This window comes from Shewanella atlantica (assembly GCF_003966265.1).
Lineage (GTDB): Bacteria > Pseudomonadota > Gammaproteobacteria > Enterobacterales > Shewanellaceae > Shewanella > Shewanella atlantica.
This window is the reverse complement of sequence record NZ_RXNV01000011.1, coordinates 1-26,049: the sequence shown is the minus strand read 5'-3', so window position 1 is coordinate 26,049 and position 26,049 is coordinate 1. Positions and strand designations below refer to the sequence as shown.

The following is a 26,049-nucleotide window of genomic DNA, read 5'->3' as shown; positions in this document are numbered from 1 at the left end:
AGCTACGAGCTACACCGCCCCTTCGAATCCAACTTGTCTCCATGCTTCATAGCTGATGATAGCCACGGCATTTGACAGGTTAAGGCTGCGACTATTCGCCGTCATCGGGATTTTCAGACGCTGAGTCGTTGGAAGAGACTCGATGATCTCTATCGGCAATCCGCGAGTTTCAGGCCCGAATAGCAGTACGTCCTCTTTCTCATAAGCGAGCTCAGTATGGGGTCTGCTGCCCTTGGTTGTACATGCCATGATGCGCTTGCCATCCATCGCCGCGAGAAAGCTTTCAAAATCTTTATGGCGGGTTACTCGGGTGAGGTCGCTGTAATCCAGCCCCGCACGACGAAGCTTCTTCTCCTCCAGATCGAAGCCCATAGGCTCTATCAGGTGTAACTGACAGCCGTTGTTGGCGCAGAGACGAATAATATTACCTGTGTTGGGAGCGATTTCGGGTTCGTAGAGTGCGATATGAAACATGCTGACCTGCCTAAAAAATAATGAGCGGTGATTATAAGGGAAAAAACAGAGACCGGAAAACCTGAGCATCAAATATATACCCAAGCCACTTTAAAATGCTCGTTTCAGGCCCCCGTAGGATAGCAGAACCAGGCGGTGATTGAAGGCAATGACGAATCTCTTTTCAATTTATATAAGCTTAGATGGATCAGTTTTAGGGTATATTATGCTGCATAAGTTTCGGAGTTTTAACCTATCAGGAGAATGGCTGGTTTATGGACCTCATTAAACTCTCGCGGATCAGCATGAAGCATTTGGTCACTTTGCATGTGATGTTAGATACCCTAAGTGTGACAGCCAGTGCCGAGAGGTTATGTTTAAGTCCGTCTTCAATCAGTAAGACTCTGGGGCAGCTGCGTACTAACCTGAATGATGAGTTATTCTATCGTCACGGGAATAAGCTGGTTGCAACTCCGTTAGCACGCCGTCTCGGCCCCAGTGTGCATCAGATGATCAATGATATGAATCAGATCATGACACAAGAGGCTTTCGACCCCGCCCGTTATCAGGGACGCTTCTCGTTAGCCATGCGTGAGAGTACGTTTGAGTTGTTGGCGGCTAAGTTAAGTGCTCATGTGTTGACACTGGCACCAAATATTCGTCTGGATATCTGGTCAAAAGACAGTGTCGGTTTCGATGGTTTGGCGAAAGGGACATTAGATTTCATCATCTTGCCTCATGACCGCAGTCAGCCTCCAAGTACTCACAGCGATCTTGTGTGGGAGACTTTGACTAATGATGAGATGGTTTGTCTGATGAGTCCGAAGCACCCTCTGGTGAAAAATGGCAACTCGGAGCAGGCTTTTACTATAGATGATTACCTGAGTTACGGTCATATCGGTATTACGGATGCGGATCTTAATATTCCATTTTTTGAAATGCAGCTGGCGCAGCAGGAGTTGCAGCGCAAAGTGTCTATCTCTGTGCCGGATTTTGGTGGTGCGGCCCTGATGTGTCATCACAGTGAGTTACTGTTTACCTGTTCTCGTAGATGGGCCGAAACGGCCTTTCAGGCTAAAGGTTTACAGATAAAACCTCTGCCCTTTAACTATGGCGAGGTGGTATATAGTTTGGTTTGGCACAGACCGAGTATGAATGATCCGGCGCACCGTTGGTTATATCAACAGATATTAGATTGCAGTCGTTAAATATAAACACTCGGTAAGATCAGTGGCTTTACTCCCCGCTCAGTCAACTGGCTTGCCAGTCTTTCGATATTATCCTCCGAGCAGGTTTGCCATGCTAATGCTTCTCCAGTTACGCCATGGTGTTGAAATGCATTGAGCTTGATCCGTGTCGAGGAAGGAAGCCGGGTCAGGAAGCTTGCCAGTGCATCAATCTCAGATTCAAAATCTGTCACTCCAGGTATCTGCAATAATCGCACTTCGTATAATTTATTGTGCTGACTTAATAGGTTCAGAGACCTAAATACCTTGTGGTTATCCCGACCCGTGATGTATCTGTGGGTCTCCTGTTGCCAGGATTTTAGATCTATCATAGCGCCATCAATATAAGGCAGAAGCTTTTGCCAGCCGGTTTCATTCAAGCTGCCGTTACTATCGATCATGCAAGATAGGTGTTGCAGCTCCTCACTCGACTTGATGGCCTTAAACAGGGCTTTAATGAAGTGAAGTTGTAGTGTCGCCTCACCACCGGAAATCGTTATTCCGGAGATGAATGAGCCGTGCTGTTGGATCACTTCCAACATCTGAGCGACGCTATACTCACGAGTCTTAGGGGTCGATTGTCTGGGACATACGCTTAAGCAGGTATCGCACTCGGAGCACAAGTCGCTATCCCAGCGGATCGCGTCTTTACCACCGATTGAAGTCATACTCAGCGCCTGGGTGGGGCAGTGGGTAATGCAGTCGCCACAACTGTCACACATGTCTATTGTGTGAGGGTTATGGCAGTTCTTGCAGTTGTAGTTGCACCCTTGCAAGAAAATAACGAGCCTGCTTCCAGGCCCGTCGACACATGAGAAGTTGATAATCTGACTGACTAACGCCGTTTTACTTAGCGTAGACTGGCGATTGTTCATGACTCGTGACTCTTGGTTTGCGATTTAAAATTCCGGTATTGGCCGCCGCTTCAGCGCCTAACCCTGTGGTATTGGTACGGGAGCCTTGCTGTTTAAAGTCAGCAATATCAGATAACTTAATCATGTAGCCTGTGACCCGGACTAAGTCGTTAGAGGCGACATTGGCGGTAAATTCGCGGAAACCTAAGTTCAGTGTCCCTTTGCACAGCTGATACATGGCTTCAGGGTTAGACTTTACTGTCTCATCGATAGTCAAAATATCGCTGATCCCGGAAGTGTAATACTGATGATGTTCGGCTAATGCCCGCACATGGGATATGGGATCGGGCTCGGTGCCATAGGGGATCCGCACTCCGGGAGTCACATCAATATCCAGGCTGATCCCACCCTGAGAATGTAAAAGCGCACGCCCATGGTAGCCATAGGTGACAGGAGTCGATTTAACTATGTTATCCAGTGCGGCCGAGATTTGGTGACCTAACTCATTCGCAGCCTTGCTGTGACCGTAGTGTTTACTCGGTTTCTCAGATGCCGTTTCAGATAACTCCGGATTACCCAGTAGTATGTTAACCGCTTCTGCCATGCCGTAAATACCGAACATAGGCGCAAACCTTTGTTCTTCGATCAGATTCTCTTTGACCAGAAAACTATCGAAGAAATGTGATTCTTCGTGTAGGTATTTGCTGCGAGCTTCGATCAACTCATAGGTTAGCTGGCAATAATGGGGCAAGGTATGGCTAAAGAAGCTATCTATGCTGTCGGCTTTAAGTGCGACCTCTTTAAGGTTGAGGCGTACTAAGGTATTGGCGCCGCCAGCTAAAGGCAATGAGTTATAGCAGCTGACAATCCCGAAACCCTGTTTGTCATAAGCGCTTTTGTGGATCGGGTAGTTGGCAATATGAGGCTTACTGCATTCACAGATGTTGCTCGCTGCAACCTGTAATAACTCGTCCGGCGTAATATCGGGGTCGTACATAAAGGTCAGGTTTGGTGCGACCTGCTTAAGCTCGGCATCGACTCTCAGAATGGTTCGACAGACGATGTTGTCGCTCGGCCCGATGTTGACATGCATAAAGGCATCGGGAAGCGTGCGGTCGAGCATGATCCAGAAGAGTTTTAATTTTCGGTAGAGGAGTTCTTCATCCAGGCCGTCGACGAAAGGCATCAGGAGCTCATCCAGTTGACCCAGATAAACCGGGATATTGGTCACCGAGGGAACGTGATGATAGATGATGGTTAATGCATTGAGTGCTTCATCCAGATCCTGAGCGGCCTGTAGCTCAAGATAATCCGATCCTTGCTGCAAAAATTTAGCGTAATCGGGCAAAACGTAGCGGGGTTTGAATGGGGCATTGCCCTCAAACATATCGCAGATAATACCTGTTTTCATGGCCTGAGCAACGGCTTCAGAAGTAGCGAGATAAGGTAGACTTGCATCGGCCTCTAATGCTAAATAGTTCGATTTCTGCTTGGGGGACAGACTTGGGTCGTTAACGATTTGAGCCAATTTTTCCTGCAAGGTCATGATGCAATATCCACTTTAAAATTATGGTTACTAATCTACCTCGGGAAACTTATTATCTAAAGTGAAAAACTGTGACTTCACGGTTTCCAAAAAGTAAATCCGTAGTTTGGCCTCACACTTAATTCGGCATTGTTACCAGTGGGGTTTTCTTCGAGCTTGTCAGTTGGTTTCATCGTTTTAAGGTGGGTGGATATGAAGTCGCCATACCCATGAGGGTATGGCGGTGGATCATTTACTTTCTTAACATGTATCTATTTTTAGAAGAAGCCAAGAGGGTTTACATCGTAACTTATCAGTAGGTTCTTGGTATTCTGGTAATGATCTAACATCATCTTATGGGTCTCACGGCCAATTCCTGATTTTTTATAGCCGCCAAATGCAGCGTGGGCAGGGTAGGCGTGATAGCAGTTAATCCAGACTCGTCCGGCTTGAATGCCGCGTCCCATGCGCTGCGCCTTGTTCATATCGCGAGTCCAAACCCCGGCGCCTAAGCCATACTCGGTATCATTCGCGATAGCTAAGGCTTCGGCTTCATCTTTGAAGGTGGTTACCGAGATAACGGGACCGAAGATCTCCTCCTGGAAGATCCGCATATCGTTGGTGCCTTTGAGTATGGTGGGCTCGATGTAATACCCGCTACCCTGGTCTCCATCTAACTTGCACATGTCACCGCCGAGTAGCACCTGAGCACCCTCATCTTTACCGATCTGCAGGTAGCTGAGTATCTTATCGAATTGCTCCTGAGATGCCTGAGCACCGACTTGAGTATCGGTATCTAAGGGATCGCCCTGCTTGATGGTTTTGGCGCGTTCGATAACCTTGGCAATAAAGGGTTCGTAGATCGATTCGTGAATAAGTACCCGGGATGGACAGGTGCAGACTTCTCCCTGGTTAAAGAAGGCTAACAACATCCCCTCAACCGCCTTACTCAGGTATTCATCTTCATGATCCATCACATCTGCAAAGTAAACGTTGGGAGACTTTCCACCTAATTCGACAGTTGATGGAATCAATGACTCAGCAGCACACTTTAGAATATGGTGACCGATTTCGGTCGAACCCGTGAACGCCAGTTTTGCTATACGTTTGCTGGTGGCCAGAGCTTGACCTGCCTCGGTGCCAAAGCCATTGACGACATTGAGTATTCCCGGAGGTAACAGGTCTTCAATCAGCTCTAGCATTACCAGGATGGAGACAGGAGTCTGCTCGGCGGGTTTGAGTACGATGCAGTTTCCCGCCGCAAGAGCCGGAGCAATTTTCCACGCTGCCATCAAGAGTGGAAAGTTCCATGGAATGATCTGGCCAACGACGCCCAAAGGCTCGGGAAAATGGTAGCTGACGGTATTCGAGTCGATATCGGCAGCGCTTCCCTCCTGGGCCCGGATACAACCGGCGAAATACCTGAAATGGTCTACGAACAGGGGCAGATCGGCATTGATGGTCTCACGCACCGCCTTACCATTTTCCCAGCACTCCGCGACAGCTAGGTACTCTAAGTTTTGCTCGACTCTGTCGGCAATTCTCAATAGCAGGTTAGAGCGCTCGGTGACCGATGTTAGCCCCCAAGACTCCCGCGCGGCGTGAGCGGCATCCAGAGCGAGTTCGATATCGCGCTCATCGGAGCGGGGGATCTGACAAAAGGTCTGCCCATTTACCGGCGAGCTATTGTCAAAGTACTTGCCACCGACAGGCGCTATCCATTCACCGCCGATATAGTTGGCATACTGGGCTTTGAATTTGACGAGTGCGTCAGAGGTACCGGGTTGTGCGTAGATCATGATTGAATTCCTTTTTTGTCTTGTTGTTCGATCTTGTTATTGTTCTGCTTACGGAGCTAAACGCCCTTAATACTAGCTGCTTTAAAGCAGTCTGCATGGGGACGTTTATGCCATCGCTATCGGAGCTGATATCGCAAGTAGTGGGCCAAATTGGTAGGAGTTGTGGATTTTTATGGCTAACAGTATGATGAAAAACTAATTTTGCATTATTGAATGTGTGTGGGCTGTCGGTAGTAGGTATGAGCTCAGAGGTCACACTGTGATAAAAGTGCACACCCAGGTGTGCCACAACGGAACACAGCTATGGCATCTAAACTGCAATTACAACATTGGTTATCTGACTCATGGCAGCGAAGTGTGGGCGCAGGTTTATCAGAGTCTCAGCCACCCGAAGAGCTTCGCCTGAATTCATCGGCCATCCGGCAAAAGCATGAGCAACATGGCCAGCTGATAGGCTTGGTTCAGAGTCATGCCTTACCCCTGTTTAATCAGTTAATGGCTCATACCAGCAGTCGACTTATCTTGTCCGACAAAGAGGGCTATGTTTTATGTCATTGGGGAGTGGATAAATACTCCGATAGGCTGGCAAATGTGGCGCTCGACATCGGGGTTAACTGGCAAGAGGCGCATAAGGGAACCAACGCGATTGGAACGGCATTGACTGCCAGACAAGCGGTCTCCGTGGTTGGCGACCAACACTTCATACGACAGCATAGATTTATGAGTTGTACCGCGTGTCCCATATTCTCGCCTTCCGGTGAGATGATAGGGGCAATCGATATTACCAGTGAGCAGCAAAGGCACACTCAACAAACCTTACTCTTAGTCTCCAGCCTGGCTCAGCAGGTGGAAACGGCAATCTTGTGTCATCTCCCCAATAGCCACTATCGCATCGACCTTGCTTCTCAGCCCTCACTCATTAATTCGGGATGGCAGGGTATTTTAGTGGCTGATAATGCTGGAAAAATACTGGGTTGCAACCCTATGGCAAGGCAGTTACTGGGAGCGGCGCAAGTCGGTGATGCCATAGCTCAACATTTGGGGCGAGGCTGGCTCAACAATGAGCGAATACAGCAGCATGAAAACCTGCATTTGCAGACTCAGCCATTAAAGCCGGCTCGTACACCGGTGAGATCAAAGGTATCTGGTTCGAACAGACCAGTGAGTCAGTTGGGCGTTAAGTTTCGTGAGCCTAAATTAGAGCGGGCCTGGCAGCATGCCAATAAAGTGCTGAGTAAAAATATCCCCCTGCTAATTACAGGGGAAACAGGTGTGGGTAAAGATCAATTCGTTAAACAATTGCATGGTCAAAGCCAGCGGAGAGAGCAACCTATTGTTGCGGTCAATTGTGCGGCTTTACCTGACAATCTGGTTGAATCTGAGCTATTTGGTTATCACTCAGGCGCCTTCACTGGGGCTAATCGAGACGGTTATATTGGCAAGATCCGTCAGGCAGATGGAGGCTTCCTGTTTCTGGATGAAATTGGTGAGATGTCTCTGGGGGCTCAAAGTCGGCTATTACGGGTGCTGCAAGAGCGAGAGGTGATCCCGGTCGGGAGTAATAAGGTATATAACGTCGATATTCAGGTGATAGGCGCGACACATACAGACTTGAAACAGCGGGTTGCCGATGGCCTGTTCAGGCAAGACCTCTACTATCGCCTCAATGGGTTACAGATCTGCTTACCACCCCTGAGACACCGCAGTGACATTGAGCGCATCATTAAAAAATTACATAACAAGCATAAGGTGCATGAACAGAATTTATGTGGTCGCTTGTTGAGTCAACTATGTCAGTATCAATGGCCGGGGAATCTCAGAGAGCTGGATAATTTTATGCAGGTCGCCAGTCTTATGGCTGAAGGTGAAACCGAGCTTAACTGGTCCGGTTTACCCGATGAATTGCAAATGCAGTTGATGGATGGAGAAGCTATTCAGCACACCGAGTCAGAACCCATGGGACTGAGTGATACCCTAGATGCTAATGTTGTTGCCGCTTATCGGCGTTTTGATGGGAATGTGAGTCAGTGTGCTAAACATTTGGGGGTGAGTCGAAACACACTATATCGAAAACTCAAGCGTCTCGGCTTGAAAAACTAATAGCAGATTTACTGCGTAGTTGTTTTTGTCGCCGATGGTTCACTTCAAAAAGTGGATGCTCGTCAAATTATCGCTAGTCATGCGTTTGCTGCATTGCATTTATGCAAAATATGCAGTTCAGTCATGTAGTATTTTGCACTATGCTTGAAAGCTCATAATTTCAGAGGCGTCCAACATGTTCAAAGCACTGGTATTAACACAAGAAGATAGGGTTACGTTAGCAAATATTTGTCAACTTCCAGAGACTGACTTGCCTGCAGGTGAGGTGTTAGTCGATGTGGCTTGTTCATCGTTGAACTATAAAGATGGTTTGGCCGTAACCGGAACCGGACGCATTATCCGCAATTTCCCTATGGTGCCGGGTATCGATTTCGCAGGTATCGTCAGTGAATCCGCAGACCCACGCTATAAGGCGGGTGATAAAGTTATCCTGACCGGATGGGGTGTTGGCGAAAACCACTGGGGTGGCATGGCTGAAAAGGCACGCGTAAAGGCTGATTGGTTGGTGCCCATGCCTGAAGCTTGTGATGCAAGCAAGGCTATGATGATTGGTACTGCAGGTCTGACGGCTATGCTTTGCGTGCAGGCACTTCAAAATGCCAATATTAAACCTGAGTCCGGTGATATCTTAGTGACTGGTGCGAGTGGTGGCGTTGGTTCAGTCGCCGTCACCCTGTTATCACGTCTGGGTTATAAGGTCGTGGCCAGTACTGGCCGCAGTGATGCGAATGCCGATCTGCTTCGCTCCCTCGGTGCCAATGAAGTGATTGAACGCAGTGAGCTCGAGCAAGATGCAAGACCACTGGAGAAGCAGCGCTGGGCGGGTATTGTCGATACAGTAGGTAACAAGGTGTTGGCGACCGCATTGGCGCAGATGCAGTATGGTGGCGCCGCAGCGATTTGTGGTCTGGCTGGTGGATTTGCACTGCCAACCACTGTGATGCCATTTATTCTGCGTGGTGTCAGCTTGTTAGGTATCGATTCTGTATCATGCCCATTTGAAAAGCGCCAGGCGGCATGGGAGCAAGTGCTTGAACTGTTACCCGAAAGCTACTATCAGCAAGCGGGTCAGACTATCAGCCTGGATCAGGTTCCTGATTTCGCCGATAAGATAGTTAAAGGGCAAGTTACCGGTCGAGTGCTTGTTAAGCTCTAATCAGCGAGTAACCTTTGTGTCGCAGTGGCTATCTCCTGTCTGAGCCACTGCTGACCCTTGTCTGATTCACACCTGGAATGCCAGAAGAGTTTATAGTTCACTGGTGGCAACTCGAAAGGAAGCGGCTTAACCCTCAACCTGTGTTTACTGGCTGCCAGTTGAGCCATTCCGGCCGGGAGTATGATCAACAGAGGCTGGAAGGGAAGTAGAGCCAGCGCACTATCTAGATGCGATGCCCTCAGCCGCTCCGTCGGAGCTTGCTGCTCGGCAATCGCTGCATCTAACAGCGCCTTCACCCCATCACTGATCGCGATAGTCCCATGTGGGTAGCGTAGATAGTCTTCTAATGTTAATTTACTGTTTGCTAAGGGATGTTCCGGCGATAGCAAGCAACTCACCCCCACCTTCCCCAGAAACTCCTGATTAAGCTGTAATGTCTGTCCTATGGCCCGACAGATCGCCATATCGGCTCCCTGAGCGCTGAGCTGAGATTGCAGCTCTTTATGTTGAACCGGGACGATTTCTAGCTTGATATTAGGCGCCTTACGATAGATATCCGGTAAGATGAAGGGCACCAGGGCCTGCATCGCGTAGTCGGTAGCGGCGATGATGAATTTTTGCCGGCAGGCTTCAGGTACAAACACCTTAGGTGTAAGCATTTCAATTAACTGGCCCGTAGGTTGCTGTAGTTGTTGGTAGCAATCGAGGGCAAATTGAGTAGGTACTAACCTCTGTCCGACACGGGAAAAAAGTGGGTCGTTGAGCATGTCACGCAGACGCGCCAAAATTCTGCTGGTGGCAGATTGGCTCAGGTGTAATCGCTTAGCGGCTTGAGTAACGCTGCACTCTTCGACCAAGATCTGCAATGCGATAAGCAAACTTAGATCCTGTCGGTAGATATCTTCCAGTTCCATACACGCTTTTTTCAGTTTTACTTCTCATAACAGTAACATTACGACATGAACTACGCTTGGTTTTCCTTGCCTTTCGAGCCTTTCACCTTGTTTTGGAATCGAGTCCAAAATACCTCTAAAGTTGTAATTTCAGATGAATTTGAACCTAAGCTGAATTTTCATTATGTTATCAAATAGTTTTGAATACACTGCTCTGTAACTCCCGTTTTGGAACTCATTCCATCTTTAAGATCACCGTGTCGATTAAAACAAATAAAGGTGATGACAGATGAGCAATGTAGATCTGCTTGGACGCCGTAATTTCATAAAAGGAATGGGAGCCGCTGCGGGTGTAGCAATAGCTACTCCTGCGATGGCCATTTCTGAAAAAGCGGACGGTGTAAAATGGGACAAAGAGGTTGAAGTCTTAATTATTGGTTCAGGTTTTGCGGGCTTAGCCGCAGCAATCGAAGCCACGCGTAAAGGTGCAAAAGACGTTCATATCTTCGAGAAGATGTCCTATTTTGGTGGTAACTCCGCCATCAACGGCGGTCTTTTCGCTGCACCGGGAACGCCGATGCAGAAAAAAGAGGGCGTGCAGGATTCTGTAGACAGAATGGTTGCGGATCAGATGAAATCCGGTCGTGGTGTTGCCGATGAAGGACTACTGCGTCATGTAGCAGAGCATGCGGTCGAAGCGCTGCAGATGACTATGGATGCAGGATCTGAATTCCACCCTTACCTACAGCAGTTAGGTGGCCACTCAGTTGCCCGTACTTACCAGACTACAGTCAGTTGTGGTGCCGGTATCACTCAACCGCTTTACAAAGAGTGTAAGCGCATCGGTGTCAAAACTCATAACCGCTCAAAATTTGAAGGCTTCATCATTGGTGAAGACGGTAAAGTTGAAGGCGTTAAAATGCGTGAAGGCTACTACTTCAAAGAGGAAGACTCGGGCAAGGTAGTTTACATTCGTGCTAAGCGCGGTGTGATTGCGGCAACCGGTGGTTTCGCTCAAAACATCAACCTACGTATGGCGCAAGATCCAACTCTGACATCTGAAGTGGGTTGTACCAACGCACCGGGTGCGACCGGTGAAGGTATGTACGAGATGTTCCGTATTGGTGCAATCCCAGTACATATGGCTCATATCCAATCGGGTCCTTGGGCATCACCTGATGAAGGTGGTTTCGGATATGTGTCTAACTACTCTATCTATAACTTCCCTCATTCAATGGCGATCAACCGCCTGACCGGTAAGCGTTTCATGAATGAAATTGCCGACCGTAAGACGCGTGCCGATGCAGAGTTATCTTGCCGTGATGAGAAAGGTGAGGCGCTACCTCCTATCTTGATCACCAGCTACAAGCACTCTAAGAAGCATCCTAATACCAAGAAAGTGATTAAGTACAACGTAGGCTGGAAGTTCGACACGGTCGAAGAGTTGGCTAAGCACTTCGAGGTGCCGGTGAAGCCACTTAAGGCACAGATCGAAGAGTACAACAGCTACGTTAAGTCAGGTGATGATAAGCAGTTTGGCAAAAATATGACTAAGGCGAAGGACAAGTTCATCGAAGCACCTTTCACCGTAGTTCGTTTATGGCCAAAGGTACATTACTGTCAAGGCGGTGTGCAGATCACGACTAAAGCCGAAGTGAAGGATAGCTTTACAGGTCAGCCGATTAAGGGGCTTTATGCTGCCGGTGAAGTGTGTGGTGGTGTTCATGGTGTGAGCCGTCTGGGTAGTTGCTCAATTCCTGAATGTATGGTGATGGGTATGACAGCAGCAAGAAGTGTCATGGAAGCCTAATCCGGCCAGCTAATAAGAGGAATGAGTAATGAGTATTATGAATAATAAAATGAATACCGCACTTGCGCTGGTTCTTGGCTGTTGTCTGGCCCTGTCAGCACAGGCAAGAGACAAGCGTGACTATCACGAGATGGTGTATGACTCAGGTTGTAAGAGTTGTCATGACCAAGGTACTAAAACCTACCCTTCTGATGGCTCCTGCCTGCAGTGTCATGATATTGATGAGTTAGCAAAGCAGACAGCACGTAGCGAAGAGGATAAGTGGCAAAACCCACATAATAACCTTCACTATGGTAAAGATCTGCCTTGTGTAGAGTGTCATGGTGAACATGCGCCGAAGAAGCCTATATGTAGTAACTGTCATACTTTCAAGTTTGATAAGCATAAAGAGTAATAATTACGCTTAGTTGTAACTTTTATAGACCAACCGTAAATCCCCCATCTATTTGCGGTTGGTTTTTTAGTTATTAAAGTGTTATTCATGTTTACTATTAAGAAGTAAATATCCCTGCAAAGATAAAATTTATCTCTTATTGGTCTTCTGTGTGCCCCCCCCTTCCTTAATATTGTTAGTGGAGGGGCTTTGAAATTTAAATGAGTTCAAATGTTGGCTGATTAAATTTGTTTCTGACGAAATGTTCATTAAGTGAGTTGCAAAAAAAGTTAAAAGCGTGAAGTTAATTCAATATTGTAAAGTTGATTTGAGTTGCGGTGTTAGTTTGAGGTGTAAGTTCAGTTTTTAATTTAATGGTGTGATAAAACATTTTTAAAGTTTTAAATTGTAGTGTAAGAATACCTTTATAGTTAGATGTAAAAGTTAAATAAACAAATAATAATCTACTCTTAATATAATACGATGTGGTGATGGAACTATTATGAAAAAAAATGCGATTTTTTTAAGCTTGGCATTGGTTAATAGTGCTTATGCAGTAGAGACTCCAAGTTTTCTCGATATCAATGATATTAAAGATGCTGAATTTAAGTGTTTGGGTGAAGTGCCAAATTATTCAAAAGCAGATCAGAAATATGTAGATATTTTATGGGATGAGACTTTAACTTACTTAAAAGCCTATGCTCATGCATTAACAAATGGTGAAGAGAGTAACTGTATTAACTCTGATGAGGCACTGTTCGATTCCACCGAAGGTGGTAAGAAAATGTGCATCATGGATCGCCGTGACATGAAGATCATGGTGAAAAATATCTATCAGGTGATCAATAACCCTGAAAAAGCCAAGCAATGTTTTGGTGCACGGAGAGATGTTAGCTGGATCTACAGTCCGGGTGGCGAACTGGAGAAGAACTCTCCGGTAGCACAGTGGGCCAAGCGTACATCGTTCGAAGATTTTTTTAATACTAACGTGACCAATAAAGAGGTCAGAAAAATAGGGCAGAAGTTCACTAAAAACTTCGCCAAGATGGTCACAGGCAACGAAGTTAAAATGCCATCCTCTTTCCCATATGATGTAAGTGCGAATGCGTTACCAAACTTATGGGCTGCTGCAGGTTGGTTCCCTATGTATGGTGAAGAGAGCAAGCGTAACGATAAGAACTTCGACAATATTCGTGGTGGCTACGCCTACGCCGAAGTGTTCGGCCATTGGGGCTTGCTGCGTATCGACGAAATTAACGGCGAAAAAGTTGGTGCTGAAGTGGGGATGACAGTGCAATCTGTCGATACCCTGTACCCATATCACAATCACGCCATCTCAGAGATCTACTACAACATGCGTAAGCCTGCATGTGCAAAGCAATTCAAGAGCTTTGCTGTAAGAGAAGACTCTCCACTGGTTAAGACGGTAAAAGAAGATAACAAGATGCGTCGGGTTCAATTTGACGCGAGTCAAGCTAACGAAGCTTCTATGTGGCAAGCGGGGAGCGCAGAGCAAGATCCTCTGCTCTATTTTCATCAAAATACCATTCATGCATTTGATGTAGATGGCAGCTGTGAAGCTAAACCGGAAGAGCGTGCAATTGTGTCTGTTTGGGCAAGAAGTAATGCACATGACAAGCGTAATGACTATGGTACAACATTGCTTTGCGAGTCAGCTAAAAATCCTGGTACACCCGCAAATCGCGGCGAAGTTATTCAGTGTGACCTGACTAAAGTAAAGTGGTAATCGTTAATTTTTGATTATTCCACATTAATATTTCCGGTTTATTACAATGAAAACTATTTATAAGTATTAAGCCGGAGTTTAAATGTCAAATAGAGTTTGGTTTGTACATTCAGTTTAAGTGTTTGTCTGAAGATAATAAAATAATATAAATGGTGATAATGATGAGAACGAATAAGTTCCTGCTGTCTATGGTAGCGAGTGCTATCGCACTATCTGGAATTTCGACTTTAGCTCAGGCTGAAGACGGAATCAATGTTGGTGGCGCAGTACGTGTGAACTACGCTTATAAAGATTATAGTGAAAGTTCAAAGGATAAAGCCGGCGATCTAACTTTTGATATGGCTGCTATCAAGTTTAATGGCAAAACCGGTGATTGGGGACTGTCTGCCGAATATCGATTTACTTCCAGTACCGATTATATTAAGTATGGTTATGGCTATTATGAACTTAATACCGATTGGCAGTTTCAGTTTGGTATTAACAAGGTCCCATTTGGTAACCCCGGCTTTATCTCTAATAGCTTCTGGTTCGGTATTCCTTACTACCTTGGCTTCGAAGATGACCATGATATTGGTGTTAAAGCGGTTTATGAGAAGAATGGCTGGCATACCGATATGGCGTTCTATAAGAATGCCGAATACGGTGCAAGTGAAAACAAACGTTATGCGACCGATCTTTATACCGGAACCATTAATGGCACCGAGTACAATAATGAAGAGACTAACCAGTTAAATCTGCGCCAGACCTACAAAATTGAACATGAAGGTGGCTCGACCACATTCGGCGGCTCGGTCGAAGCGGGACAGATCTACAATAGCAAAACCGGTAATACCGGTGATCGTTATGCAGTAGCCGCACACCTCGATAGCAGCTTCAATGGCTGGAATCTGCAGTTACAGGCGATGCAGTATGAGTATGATGCAGCCGATAGCGCAGATGCTAATAAGATTGGTGTCTCAGTGGTGAGCTGGCAATATGAAATTGCTTCAAAAGGACAGGCTTACAGCGCGAACATCGCGAAAACCGTTACAACCGATTGGGGAAGCCTGAAGTTCTATAACGACTTTGGCTTGATGACACCCGATGTTGCCGATAGCAGCTACGATGACAGTCTGCAAAACGTGACAGGTGTTGCTATCTCTGCCGGTGCAACTTACACCATGATCGACTTTATCATGGGTAAAAACATGACCTTCTCAACGGCGAATAATGACCATGTTGGCCTTCCTGAGATGGGTGATGACTGGGACAAGCGCGTTAACATCAACTTCGGTTACTACTTCTAAAGGATTTAGAAGTTAGTGGTATAGATAAGTTGCCAAAGCTCCCGGTAGCTTATCTATATTATTTTTCAGCAGTATTGACGACTTTAGCATTATGAAGTGATCTATGCTGGTACCTCAATTTTTGTCCTATTTAGATATAGTTTTCCTAGTCCCTAGTTAGCCAAATATTCCCTCGCAGCGTTATCTTCAAGCGAATGAACTGGCTGCTCTTTATAAAATTGCTCATTCATTTATTGCTCACTTCAGGTACTACTCTGAGAATTTCAACTAATCGTATCTCTAAAATCTCTTCTCTATATATGTGGTTAAAGCACTCGATATAGGAGCTTAGTGTTGGCTTCTCTACTCCAATTCCTGAGGACGCGTAGACATGTAATAGTGGGAGCACCGGAAGGTGCTTCTTGCTCTTGTGTCCGAAGTTTAATCTTAACTCGTAATACATATCTCTATCTATTTTCAGATTTTTGAGCATATGAGTTCCGGTTTAGCATGATTTCTCACTGTTATTTTTCTTGAAGTTTCAGTAAACCGGAAATAGCTAATTAAGCATGAAACAATTTTAGAAGGGGGAGGACTTGATTTTCCTTGCCTTTCGAGCCTTCCATTTGGTTTTGGAACTGATTCCAAAACACCCCTAAAGTTGTAATTTTAGGCGAATTTGAACCCAGGCGAAACTTTGAGCGTGTTATCAGTTTGTTTGGAATTAACTGTTTTGTAACTCTCGTTTTGGAACTCATTCCATCTTTATGATCACCATGTCGATTAAAACAAAAAAGGTGATGACAGATGAGTGATGTAAATCTGCTTGGACGCCGTAATTTCATTAAAGGAATGGGAGCTGCTGCGGGTGTAGCAATAGCTTCTCCAGCAATGGCCATTTCTGAAAAAGCGGACGGTGTAAAATGGGACAAAGAAGTTGAAGTCCTAATTATTGGTTCTGGTTTTGCGGGTCTAGCCGCAGCAATCGAAGCTACGCGTAAAGGTGCAAAAGACGTTCATATCTTCGAGAAGATGTCATATTTTGGTGGTAACTCAGCCATTAATGGCGGTCTTTTCGCTGCACCGGGTACCCCGATGCAAAAGCAAGAAGGTGTAAAAGATTCAGTTGACAGAATGGTAGCGGATCAGATGAAGTCTGGTCGTGGTGTTGCCGATGAAGGGCTGCTGCGTCATGTCGCTGAGCATGCTGTTGAAGCGCTGCAGATGACTATGGATGCAGGTTCTGAATACCACCCATATCTACAGCAGTTAGGTGGCCACTCAGTTGCCCGTACTTACCAGACTACAGTGAGTTGTGGTGCCGGTATCACTCAACCGCTTTACAAAGAGTGTAAGCGCATTGGTGTTAAAACCCATAACCGCTCTAAATTTGAAGGCTTCATCATTGGTGAAGACGGTAAAGTTGAAGGCGTTAAAATGCGTGAAGGCTACTACTTCAAAGAGGAAGACTCGGGCAAGGTAGTTTACATTCGTGCTAAGCGCGGTGTGATTGCGGCAACCGGTGGTTTCGCTCAAAACATCAACCTACGTATGGCACAAGATCCAACTCTGACATCAGAAGTGGGTTGTACCAACGCACCGGGTGCGACTGGTGAAGGTATGTACGAGATGTTCCGTATCGGTGCAATCCCAGTACATATGGCTCATATCCAATCGGGTCCTTGGGCATCACCTGATGAAGGTGGTTTCGGATATGTGTCTAACTACTCCATCTATAACTTCCCTCATTCAATGGCGATCAACCGCCTGACCGGTAAGCGTTTCATGAATGAAATTGCCGACCGTAAGACGCGTGCCGATGCAGAGTTATCTTGCCGTGATGAGAAAGGTGAGGCGCTACCTCCTATCTTGATCACCAGCTACAAGCACTCTAAGAAGCATCCTAATACCAAGAAAGTGATTAAGTACAACGTAGGCTGGAAGTTCGACACGGTCGAAGAGTTGGCTAAGCACTTCGAGGTGCCGGTGAAGCCACTTAAGGCACAGATCGAAGAGTACAACAGTTACGTTAAGTCAGGTGATGATAAGCAGTTTGGCAAAAATATGACTAAGGCGAAAGACAAGTTCATCGAAGCACCTTTCACCGTAGTTCGTTTATGGCCAAAGGTACATTACTGTCAAGGTGGTGTGCAGATCACGACTAAAGCCGAAGTGAAAGATAGCTTCACAGGTCAGCCGATTAAGGGGCTTTATGCTGCCGGTGAAGTGTGTGGTGGTGTTCATGGTGTGAGCCGTCTGGGTAGTTGCTCAATTCCTGAATGTATGGTGATGGGTATGACAGCAGCAAGAAGTGTCATGGACGCCTAATCCGGCCAGCTAATAAGAGGAATGAGTAATGAGTATTATGAATAATAAAATGAATACCGCACTTGCGCTGGTTCTAGGCTGCTGTCTGGCTTTGTCGGCACAAGCAAGAGATAAGCGTGACTATCACGAGATGGTGTATGACTCAGGTTGTAAGAGTTGTCATGACCAAGGTACCAAAACCTACCCTTCAGATGGTTCCTGCTTGCAGTGTCATGATGTAGAAGAGCTGGTAGAGCAGACAGCACGTAGCGAAGAGGATAAGTGGCAAAACCCACATAACAACCTTCACTATGGTAAAGAACTGCCTTGTGTTGAGTGTCATGGTGAACACCAGCCTAAGCAGCCTATGTGCAACAACTGCCATACGTTTAAGTTTGATAAGCATAAGCAGTAATGTGCTGAAGTTTCGTTAGTTTCCCATCTTCGGTCTAAACCGAAGCTACCAGCCATATTTGGTTAGTGTTTTCTGAATATGGTTGGTTTTTTCACAATGACAAGTGCCTGGTCGGTTGTTCCCTGCAAAAATAGTTTTGGTCTGGGCAATTGGATATGCCGAACAACCTAAAAGGTGATGTTATCTGCTTATTGGTGTTGAACGGCAGTTATGTGGAACACCTTCCCTTTATTAACTTCTTTTAGGGAAGGTTATTTTAACAATAAAAATATAACGGTGATGTGATGAAAAATAATATATTTTCAGGAAAGCTTAGTTTAATTGGAACCGCAGTCGTTGTTGCCTTAAGTGCTCCATGTATGAATGTACAGGCAGGAGATACAGAGTTTAAATTTGGTGGATATGTAAAAACGGATGTCATGTTCAGTGATTACAGCAATGGTGCACCAGGTTCAGGGTATATTTCCAGACAGTTTTACGTGCCAGGTACTATTTATGGCGTAGAAGGTAATGGTGAGCAAGTTGTCGACTTTCAGGCTCGTGAATCTCGCTTTAACTTCAAAACCAGTACTGATATTGACGGGCATAAACTCAGTGGATTTATCGAACTTGATTTTATGACCCATGCAGATGGTAATGAACGCGTTTCAAATAGTTACTCCCCGCGTATTCGTCATGCAATCGTTAATTTCGATAACTGGACTGTAGGTCAGACCTGGAGTACGTTCCAAAACCCTGGTGCGCTTCCTGAGAACTTAGATTTTGTTGGCGCGGCTGAAGGTACTCCGTTTGTTCGTCAGTCTCTGGTTCGTTATACCAATGGCGGCTTCCAGTTCGCGGTAGAAACCCCTGAGACGACAGTGACTCCATTTGGTGGCGGCGCCCGCATTACCAGCGGCAGTGGTATGGTTCCGGATTTTGTTGCGCGTTACAATTTTAAAACCCAAGGTGGTGCTAAGTTCACTATTGCCGGTTTAGCGAGGCAGCTAAACATTGAGAAAGGTGGCTTAGATACTCAGGAAATGGGCTATGGAGTCAGTGCTACGGGTGTTATTCCTGTTGGCAGTGATGATATTAAACTTTCTGCGACAGTGGGTGATGGCATGGGCCGCTATATGGCGCTCAACTATGCTAATGCCGGTGTATTAAACAGCGACGGAGATATTGAGACTATCAGTTCTTATGGTGGCTTTGCTTCATATCGTCATTGGTGGAATGATAAGTGGCGTTCAAGTTTCACCGTTTCAGGTTTTAAAGCCGATAATGATGTTGCACTAACTGGCGGTAGCGTGAATGAAGAGTCGTATTCAGGTTATGTGAACTTACTTTATTCACCGGTTAAGCCAATGACCGTCGGCGTTGAGTATATGTATGCTGAAAACACGAAACAAAATGGCGATAAAGGTGAGTTAAACCGAGTTATTTTCTCGGTTAAATATGTGCTTTAACTTACTTAATCGAGCATGTTGGCAAAGTGATTGATTGCTAAAATTGCGAGACTAAAGACTAGTTCAAGGAGGCTTAAAGCCTCCTTTTTTGCGGGTCAAAATTGACGAGTGTGTTATTGCCGGTACTTTTCTGTATGAGCCTTAAGTAAGGTGGTTAATTGTTTAGTCGCTTCAGTTTTTTTGTTCGAGTTTAGGTGCTGCGACTCATTGAATACCGGCAGGTATATTAGGTCATACTCTCGGTTAAATATGCGCTTTAAATTAATTAAGAGAGCATATTGGTAAAGTGATTTATTGCTGAAGTTGCGATATTAAGGACTAGTTCAAGGAGGCTTAAAGCCTCCTTTTTTTGCGGGACAACATGACGAGTACGTTATTGCCGGTACTTTTCTGTATGAGCCTTAAGTAAGGTGGTTAATTGTTTAGTCTCTTCAGTTTTTTTGTTCGAGTTTAGGCGCTGCGACTCATTGAATACCGGCAGGTATATTAGGCCATACTCTCGGTTAAATATGCGCTTTAAATTAATTAAGAGAGCATATTGGTAAAGTGATTTATTGCTGAAGTTGCGATATTAAAGACTAGTTCAAGGAGGCTTAAAGCCTCCTTTTTTGCGGGACAACATGACGAGTACGTTATTGCCGGTACTTTTCTGTGTGAGCCTTAAGTAAGGTGATCAACTGCTTAGTCGCTTCAGTTTGGGTATCGGGGTTGAGATACAGAGACTCATTAAACATTGGCAAAGGGGGTAAGTTATGCTCGATATGATCGAGAACTTCCATATTGTCGTTAATCCTAAACTCTGCGATAGGCGCTATGGCTAAATCATTCTCAACTGCCATGCATAGAGCAGTAGGTGAGGGGGTGGAAAGCAAAACGTTTATCTGACGCATCGATATCTGATGATTAGCAAAGACCTGGGCTCGAATAGGGCAGTTTTCAGGGTAGAGCGCCATAGGTATAGTGTTACGTTTGTGAGCATTGCCGCCCTTGGCTGCAACCCAGAGAAAGCGTCGTTCAAATAGCTGCTCACCATGTCCTGGTGCTGGTGTTTGCCAGTGAGTCGCGACGATAACATCGAACTCCCCCTGATGCAGACGCTTATAGAGGTTACCGCTGACATCGGTATCTATCACTAATTCGATACAGGTGAATTCCCGAATAAATTCCAGCAGGCTACTACTGAGATAACGGTTAATGTAATCGGTAGGAACACCTAAACGAATCACCTCTTTATTCTGGCACTCCTTAAGCTCGTCGAGTGCCTGAGAATTTAGCTGCATCATCTTGTAAGCGTAGTTGAGCAGGGTTTCACCCGCCTCTGTTAACGAAACACCTTTATTATCTCTCAATAGCAGGGACTGACCCACACTCTCTTCGAGCTTCTTAATCTGTAAGCTTAGGGTCGATTGAGTTCGGCAGATCTTCTCCGCAGCCTTGGATAAATTTCCGCACTCGGCGACAGCGATAAAGCCTTCTAATAGTTCGCTCTTAAGCATAAGTCACGGCCGTTGATATTGAGATAATTAATAGTGCTACCCATATTACTCAATATCGAACTTTAGTGAAGCTTGTTATCTTATGTTTGTGAAGTTGAAATTAGATTGTTTACTAAAGGTTTGGTGAGGTTGATTATGAGTAACTGGGAGCAGCGTGGTAACTACCTGATAGAGGTCGCTCAAAGGTGTCTGCAAGGGCACAAGACATTCGATCTATGTCGCTCACACCTGGTAAAGGCAAGCCAGATCTCAAAAGGAACCATCTATAATCACTTTCCCTCCGAGGCCGATCTCATCGTCGCAGTAGCGTGCGCCGATTACAGCCGCTGGCTGGCTCAAGCCAAAGAAGATGATATCAACTATAGCGATCCATTAAGGCGCATATTATTTCATCATTGTTGGCGTCTGCGAGATACGTTATCCAATCAACGTTTTGTCATCGAACGTGTGATGCCAAATGCTGAGATTTTAGTACAAGCAACTCAGTATTACCGCCACCGCTTCGAGAAGCTTCACTCTCAATATGAGCAGTGGAATAAGGGCTTGATTAGCCAAGTTGGTGATGTCGCCGGTTTCGACAGGGCCGAGTTAGTCGTCAACTATTTACGCGGCGCCATGATAAATAGCGACGATGCCAACAAGCATAGTGGTGACGTGCAGATGTATTATCAATTCAGTTATGCATTAACCCATCTGATGGGACACTCAGATAAGCGTATCCCGGACAAGTTAGAGTTCTCTGCCTGGTTGGTGCAGGAGAGGGTGGCGTCTGCGGCTTAACAAGGAAGCGCTATAGTCACATTTAGCCCGTGGGGTTCGATATTTGCCGCTGTAATGCTTCCCTGATGGGCAAGTATAGCGGCCTCGGTAATGGCGAGCCCTAATCCCCAACCTCCAGACTCTCGCTCTCGTGCCGATTGAGGACGATAGAAGGGTTTGAAGATCGCCTGCAGATCTTGTTCATTTTCTATGCCCGGGCCATCATCGCTTATCTCAATCGTCACCATGTCCATGTTCTTGTGCGCTTTTATTGAGACCGAAGCTTGTGAGTAACGAATCGCATTGCGTAACAGGTTTTCTATCGCACGGGACAGAGGCTTAGGATAGAGAGGTAACTCTATATCCTCATCTATCTCGATTGATAAACTCTTACCTTGTTGTTCAGCCTCGAACTCTGCATCGTCGAGCACCTGCCCTAATGTTTCGGCCAAGCCCAAGTGTATTTTGTGTTCATGAGCATTTAGTTTGACTTTAGATAACTCTAGTAGCTCTGAAATCATCTTCTCTAACTGCTCAGCCTCATAGGCAATCCGCTCTGTTTCTGTCGATTCCTGACCCTTCTTTCGAGCTAAGGCTAGCGCGAGTTGCAATCGGGTCAGCGGTGTACGAAGCTCGTGTGAAATATCACTGATGAGTCTTTGTTGGCTATTAACCATATTTTCAACTGAGTCGGCCATGCCGTTGAAAGCCTGAGCCAATTGACCAATCTCATCTTTTCGTTTGGTCGTAGCCTTGTCGACTCGATTGGTCAGATCGCCATTGGCGAGCGCATCGGCACTAAGCCTAAGTGTTCGAAGTGGTTTACCTAAGTGCCAGGCGAGTAACCCACATATTAGTCCGGATAATGTGATTGCCAGTGTTAGCGTGAGCAGTTTGTTTTCCGCGAAGAAGAAAAACCAGGGTCTTGGATGATGATCATTAAATCGCCCATATAATGAGTATTGTTTTCCTCCAACATCGAAGTCGTAAGGCCCAAAGAGCAACTCATTTTTAAATTGATGACTGATTGGCTCACTGGCTTCCTCAGCCATCAGCATGAATCGCCGCATGCCGCGTGACACTTTCTCGGTATTGATGACTCTTCCTTGATCATTTACCAGATAAAATCGAATCGGTTTCCCCTTAAAATCACGACGGTGGTTAAGATGCCTGAACTGGTTGTCTTGAATTATCTTAGGGTCCTCTATAATCCGCTCTGCAAATCTTGCGAGCAGGTTATTTAAATGAGGGGGTAATGGGGCACGATCGTGGCTTTGCTGTAGTAGAGGAAGCATGCCGACGATGGCAATGATCAAGGAGCTACAAAGCCAAAAGCCGAGCAGTAATTTAATAAAAATTCGATTCGGAAGTCTATCTCTGATCATTACGGCAGCCAAATGTAACCCTTACCTCGGATTGTCTTGACTCGTGGTCGACCATCGGTGCGCTCTGGTAACTTTTTTCGTAAATTTGAAAGGTGCATATCCAGGCTACGATCGAATGGCATCAGCTTTTTGCCCAGCACTTTTTCGCTTAGCATCTCTTTACTGATTAACTCACCGCCATTTTGTAACATCTCAAACAATAGGCCGAATTCTGTTCCTGTTAATATGAGCAGTTGATCTTGGCAATAAGCCTCTTGTCTGCCGGGGTCGAGTTGAATATCACCATATTCGTGTACAGTCGTCGCCTTTTCATCTGGCAAAATATTTGAGCGTCTTATAATGGCCTTTATTCTGGCAATGAGTTCTCTATCATTGAATGGTTTAGGCAGGTAGTCATCGGCCCCTATTTCTAGTCCGACAACCCTGTCAATTTCATCTCCTCTCGCCGTTAACATCAGCACCGGAGTCTGTTTGCTGGCACGTAGTGCCTTTAGCACTTCAAAACCGTTGAGTTTAGGTAGCATCACGTCTAAAAGAATCAGATCAAATTGCTGTTCGAGTGCGAGTTCTAGCCCCGCTTGTCCATCGTGGGCCAGCGTGAGTTCGAACCCTTCTAACTCAAGGAGTTGGGCCAATAACTCAGACAGGCCTAAGTCATCATCGATCAGTAATATCTGGCTCATTAAATTTCTCTACCTTAATACAAGACGCTTACATGGAAAGTATACGCTTTTGGATGTCAATTGCAGTTTATCAATGTAATTCTACGTAAAGATAACAATGCAGTCATAGGCTGTAATAGTCAGTATTACTATATTTACAGTCTTTTACGAAACCAAAACCCTGACTTACATAGGGGGCGCTAAAATAGCTAGTGTCGAATCAAGGGGATCACCCCATAAAATTAGAGGCCAGTTATATGAAAGCGAATACTTTGAAAGCAGGGCTACTTGCCGTCGTGGCCAGTACCGCGTTATTAGCGACAAGCGTGTATGCAGAACAGCAGACTCGATGCCAGGAAAGTGGCTACCATATGAAGAGTGACAGAATGGGGCATCATAATGGTGGTATGAAGAGTGATATGAAGAAGATGTTCAGAGGATTAGATTTAACCGATGAACAGCGCACCGAAATCAAATCATTGATGAAAGCCCAGAAAGAGTCAATGCAGGATAGCCGTCCAACGAGTGATGAGCGACAGGCACATAAAGCTGAAATGCTAGCTTTGATCACAGCTGATAGTTTCGATGAATCTCAAGTAAAACTACTCATGCAGCAAAAGCATGAGAAGCGCCAAGATAAGGCTGTAGGCATGCTTAAAGTTCAGAATTATATATATAAGCTACTGACTCCTGAGCAGCAAATTAAGTTCAAGGAGAATTTCGAAAAGGGACACTCTCGTCACGAACGTAAAGGTTCGCGATAGTCGTCAGTATTTTAGAATGATTTAAGATACACTTAGGTTCATGTGCTTCCCCTGCTATCTAATAGATAATGATAGTAGCTATAGATAGTAGAAATATGATCCTATGAAACAAACTTCCCAATACGATTTCTGGGTCAAGTTAGCTAGCCGCGCAGCTGTGGCTACTGCCTTGACCCTTATTATTATCAAGATGGCGGCTTGGATGTACTCAGGTTCGGCCAGTATGCTAGCGTCATTAACTGATTCATTTGCCGATGCGCTTGCTTCAGTTGTTAACTTTATCGCTATCCGCTATGCAATCGTACCGGCCGATCAGGATCATAGGTACGGACATGGTAAGGCTGAACCTCTGGCAGCCTTAGCGCAGTCAGCATTCATTCTGGGTTCAGCATTTCTGTTACTGTTTCACGGTGGCGACAGATTAATAAATCCTGCACCAATTAATCATCCAATGCTTGGTGTCGTCGTATCCATCATCGCTATAGTATTAACGTTTGCTTTGGTCTTACTACAAAAAAGAGCCTTAGCAGAGACCTCCAGTACGGTAGTGGAAGCCGATGCGTTGCACTATAAGTCAGATCTGTTCTTGAATGCGGCAGTATTACTTGCATTAGTCTTATCTCAGTATGGCTGGTGGTGGGCCGATGGCTTGTTTGCCATTCTTATTGCGATATTTATTGGCCAACAAGCCATTGGATTAGGCTACCGCTCTATTCAGTCATTGTTAGATCGGGAGTTGGATGCCGATACTCGATTAAAGATTGTTGAGTTGATTCAGCAAGACCCAAGGGTAAATGGATTTCATGATCTTAGAACGCGCGAGTCAGGAAAGACCACCTTCATTCAATGCCACTTAGAGTTGGATGGTGCTCTTACATTAAGAGATGCCCATACTATCGCAGATGAAACCGAGGAAAGGTTAAGAAGCGCATTTGACCATGCTGAAGTGATCATCCATCAAGATCCTGTGTAACAGGATGCGGCCCTAAACAGTGATTAGGTAGCCAAATTACCCCCAAAGGAGATGTTATGTGGATAACTCTGGGGGTAATTAGTGGGTACTATGTGGCTAAAAGCCGGATCTTAAAAAAGATCGTTTTTTCGTTAAAAAGCCCTTGTGCTCTCGGCTCACATCCCTATAATGCGCATCCACTGACACGGCACAGCAGCCTTTCAAAGCGTTAAGCAAAGTAAGGTAGCACCGAGACAGGGCAACAAGTTAGCCAAGTTTTACAATGGTTTTTAACTCGTTTTAAACGATTAAAAAACTTTTTAAAAAAGCACTTGACGCCAACTAAGGAAAGCGTAGAATACGCAGCCCTAGCCCAAAGCGGCAAACGTTCTTTAACAATACGAAACAAGAAATCTGTGTGGACACTCACAGGTGTTGAGTTATTCGAAATTGTCTTCTGTTCTTCGGAATGTCGGCAATCAAAATATTACTCAATGAATGAGTGTTCATAGACTCGAACTTAGTTCGGGTCACTATATAAACAGTATAATTCATTGAGCCGTTCTTCATCCCTAATAGGATGAGAACAAAAAAACTTTAATTGAAGAGTTTGATCATGGCTCAGATTGAACGCTGGCGGCAGGCCTAACACATGCAAGT

At 45.6% G+C, this 26,049-nt stretch carries 21 protein-coding genes and 1 rRNA gene; 14 read left to right on the top strand and 8 right to left on the bottom strand.

Going from position 1 to position 26,049, the window contains the following annotated elements; genetic code table 11:
- Window positions 1-9: 9 nt before the first annotated feature.
- Entirely contained in the window at window positions 10-474 is a 465-nt protein-coding gene (trmL, locus tag EKG39_RS17915) for a tRNA (uridine(34)/cytosine(34)/5-carboxymethylaminomethyluridine(34)-2'-O)-methyltransferase TrmL (RefSeq protein WP_126507351.1), read from the bottom strand.
- A 254-nt stretch (window positions 475-728) separates the two neighbouring features.
- On the opposite strand from trmL, the gene EKG39_RS17910 reads away from it, so the two are divergent.
- Window positions 729-1,661 carry a LysR family transcriptional regulator gene (locus tag EKG39_RS17910; protein ID WP_126507350.1) on the top strand — a complete coding sequence of 311 codons (933 nt, stop codon included), beginning with the start codon at window positions 729-731 and terminating at the stop codon, window positions 1,659-1,661.
- On the opposite strand, the gene EKG39_RS17905 is transcribed toward EKG39_RS17910, so the two are convergent.
- From EKG39_RS17905 to exaC, 3 genes are all read right to left on the bottom strand, one after another.
- Window positions 1,658-2,554 (bottom strand): YjjW family glycine radical enzyme activase, encoded by an 897-nt coding sequence (locus EKG39_RS17905; RefSeq protein ID WP_126507349.1) that lies wholly within the window; start codon window positions 2,552-2,554, stop codon window positions 1,658-1,660. The two genes, EKG39_RS17910 and EKG39_RS17905, sit on opposite strands and share 4 nt — an antisense overlap.
- Entirely contained in the window at window positions 2,526-4,079 is a 1,554-nt protein-coding gene (locus EKG39_RS17900) for a YjjI family glycine radical enzyme (RefSeq protein WP_126507348.1), read from the bottom strand. The genes EKG39_RS17905 and EKG39_RS17900 overlap by 29 nt, the downstream gene beginning before the upstream one ends.
- Window positions 4,080-4,336: 257 nt before the next feature.
- On the bottom strand, window positions 4,337-5,857 hold the full coding sequence (gene exaC, locus EKG39_RS17895) for an acetaldehyde dehydrogenase ExaC (protein WP_126507347.1): 1,521 nt from the start codon (window positions 5,855-5,857) through the stop codon (window positions 4,337-4,339).
- Between the two features lie 303 nt (window positions 5,858-6,160).
- On the opposite strand from exaC, the gene EKG39_RS17890 reads away from it, so the two are divergent.
- Both EKG39_RS17890 and acuI read left to right on the top strand, forming a co-directional pair.
- Entirely contained in the window at window positions 6,161-7,957 is a 1,797-nt protein-coding gene (locus EKG39_RS17890) for a sigma-54-dependent Fis family transcriptional regulator (protein ID WP_126507346.1), read from the top strand.
- 175 nt (window positions 7,958-8,132) lie between these two features.
- The gene (gene acuI, locus EKG39_RS17885; RefSeq protein WP_126507345.1) at window positions 8,133-9,113 is read left to right on the top strand and encodes an acrylyl-CoA reductase (NADPH); all 981 of its coding nucleotides are present in this window, start codon (window positions 8,133-8,135) and stop codon (window positions 9,111-9,113) included.
- On the opposite strand, the gene EKG39_RS17880 is transcribed toward acuI, so the two are convergent.
- A complete protein-coding gene (locus tag EKG39_RS17880; RefSeq protein WP_126507344.1) occupies window positions 9,110-10,027 on the bottom strand; it encodes a LysR family transcriptional regulator in 918 nt (305 codons plus the stop codon). The genes acuI and EKG39_RS17880 overlap by 4 nt on opposite strands.
- 268 nt (window positions 10,028-10,295) lie before the next feature.
- On the opposite strand from EKG39_RS17880, the gene ardA (EKG39_RS17875) reads away from it, so the two are divergent.
- The 7 genes from ardA (EKG39_RS17875) to EKG39_RS17845 all read left to right on the top strand — a co-directional run bounded on the left by ardA (EKG39_RS17875) (window position 10,296) and on the right by EKG39_RS17845 (window position 19,371).
- Window positions 10,296-11,816 (top strand): acrylate reductase flavoprotein subunit ArdA, encoded by a 1,521-nt coding sequence (gene ardA, locus EKG39_RS17875; RefSeq protein ID WP_126507343.1) that lies wholly within the window; start codon window positions 10,296-10,298, stop codon window positions 11,814-11,816.
- A gap of 28 nt (window positions 11,817-11,844) precedes the next feature.
- Window positions 11,845-12,210 (top strand): acrylate reductase cytochrome subunit ArdB, encoded by a 366-nt coding sequence (gene ardB, locus EKG39_RS17870; RefSeq protein ID WP_425470189.1) that lies wholly within the window; start codon window positions 11,845-11,847, stop codon window positions 12,208-12,210.
- A gap of 481 nt (window positions 12,211-12,691) precedes the next feature.
- Window positions 12,692-13,936, top strand: a complete 1,245-nt coding sequence (gene dddY, locus EKG39_RS17865) for a dimethylsulfoniopropionate lyase DddY (RefSeq protein WP_126507342.1) — start codon at window positions 12,692-12,694, stop codon at window positions 13,934-13,936.
- A gap of 158 nt (window positions 13,937-14,094) precedes the next feature.
- Complete coding sequence (locus EKG39_RS17860; RefSeq protein ID WP_425470188.1) at window positions 14,095-15,222, top strand: hypothetical protein; 1,128 nt, start codon at window positions 14,095-14,097, stop codon at window positions 15,220-15,222.
- A gap of 786 nt (window positions 15,223-16,008) precedes the next feature.
- On the top strand, window positions 16,009-17,529 hold the full coding sequence (gene ardA, locus EKG39_RS17855; RefSeq protein ID WP_126507341.1) for an acrylate reductase flavoprotein subunit ArdA: 1,521 nt from the start codon (window positions 16,009-16,011) through the stop codon (window positions 17,527-17,529).
- Between the two features lie 28 nt (window positions 17,530-17,557).
- Window positions 17,558-17,923: an acrylate reductase cytochrome subunit ArdB gene (gene ardB / locus EKG39_RS17850; protein WP_425470187.1), complete on the top strand. Its 366-nt coding sequence runs from the start codon at window positions 17,558-17,560 to the stop codon at window positions 17,921-17,923.
- A gap of 296 nt (window positions 17,924-18,219) precedes the next feature.
- Window positions 18,220-19,371: a DcaP family trimeric outer membrane transporter gene (locus tag EKG39_RS17845; RefSeq protein WP_126507442.1), complete on the top strand. Its 1,152-nt coding sequence runs from the start codon at window positions 18,220-18,222 to the stop codon at window positions 19,369-19,371.
- Window positions 19,372-20,003: 632 nt separating this feature from the next.
- On the opposite strand, the gene EKG39_RS17835 is transcribed toward EKG39_RS17845, so the two are convergent.
- On the bottom strand, window positions 20,004-20,867 hold the full coding sequence (locus tag EKG39_RS17835; RefSeq protein ID WP_126507340.1) for a LysR family transcriptional regulator: 864 nt from the start codon (window positions 20,865-20,867) through the stop codon (window positions 20,004-20,006).
- A 135-nt stretch (window positions 20,868-21,002) separates the two neighbouring features.
- On the opposite strand from EKG39_RS17835, the gene EKG39_RS17830 reads away from it, so the two are divergent.
- Entirely contained in the window at window positions 21,003-21,647 is a 645-nt protein-coding gene (locus EKG39_RS17830; RefSeq protein ID WP_126507339.1) for a TetR/AcrR family transcriptional regulator, read from the top strand.
- On the opposite strand, the gene EKG39_RS17825 is transcribed toward EKG39_RS17830, so the two are convergent.
- Window positions 21,644-23,011: an ATP-binding protein gene (locus EKG39_RS17825; RefSeq protein ID WP_126507338.1), complete on the bottom strand. Its 1,368-nt coding sequence runs from the start codon at window positions 23,009-23,011 to the stop codon at window positions 21,644-21,646. The genes EKG39_RS17830 and EKG39_RS17825 overlap by 4 nt on opposite strands.
- Window positions 23,011-23,694 (bottom strand): response regulator, encoded by a 684-nt coding sequence (locus EKG39_RS17820; RefSeq protein WP_126507337.1) that lies wholly within the window; start codon window positions 23,692-23,694, stop codon window positions 23,011-23,013. The genes EKG39_RS17825 and EKG39_RS17820 overlap by 1 nt, the downstream gene beginning before the upstream one ends.
- Window positions 23,695-23,930: 236 nt before the next feature.
- Here EKG39_RS17820 and EKG39_RS17815 point away from each other — a divergent pair, with 236 nt between their 5' ends.
- From EKG39_RS17815 to EKG39_RS17805, 3 genes are all read left to right on the top strand, one after another.
- Window positions 23,931-24,437: a Spy/CpxP family protein refolding chaperone gene (locus EKG39_RS17815; protein WP_126507336.1), complete on the top strand. Its 507-nt coding sequence runs from the start codon at window positions 23,931-23,933 to the stop codon at window positions 24,435-24,437.
- A gap of 103 nt (window positions 24,438-24,540) precedes the next feature.
- Window positions 24,541-25,410, top strand: coding sequence for a cation efflux pump FieF (gene fieF, locus EKG39_RS17810; RefSeq protein ID WP_126507335.1), 870 nt, complete (start codon window positions 24,541-24,543; stop codon window positions 25,408-25,410).
- A 577-nt stretch (window positions 25,411-25,987) separates the two neighbouring features.
- Window positions 25,988-26,049: ribosomal RNA gene (locus tag EKG39_RS17805) — 16S ribosomal RNA — on the top strand; the annotation flags it as partial.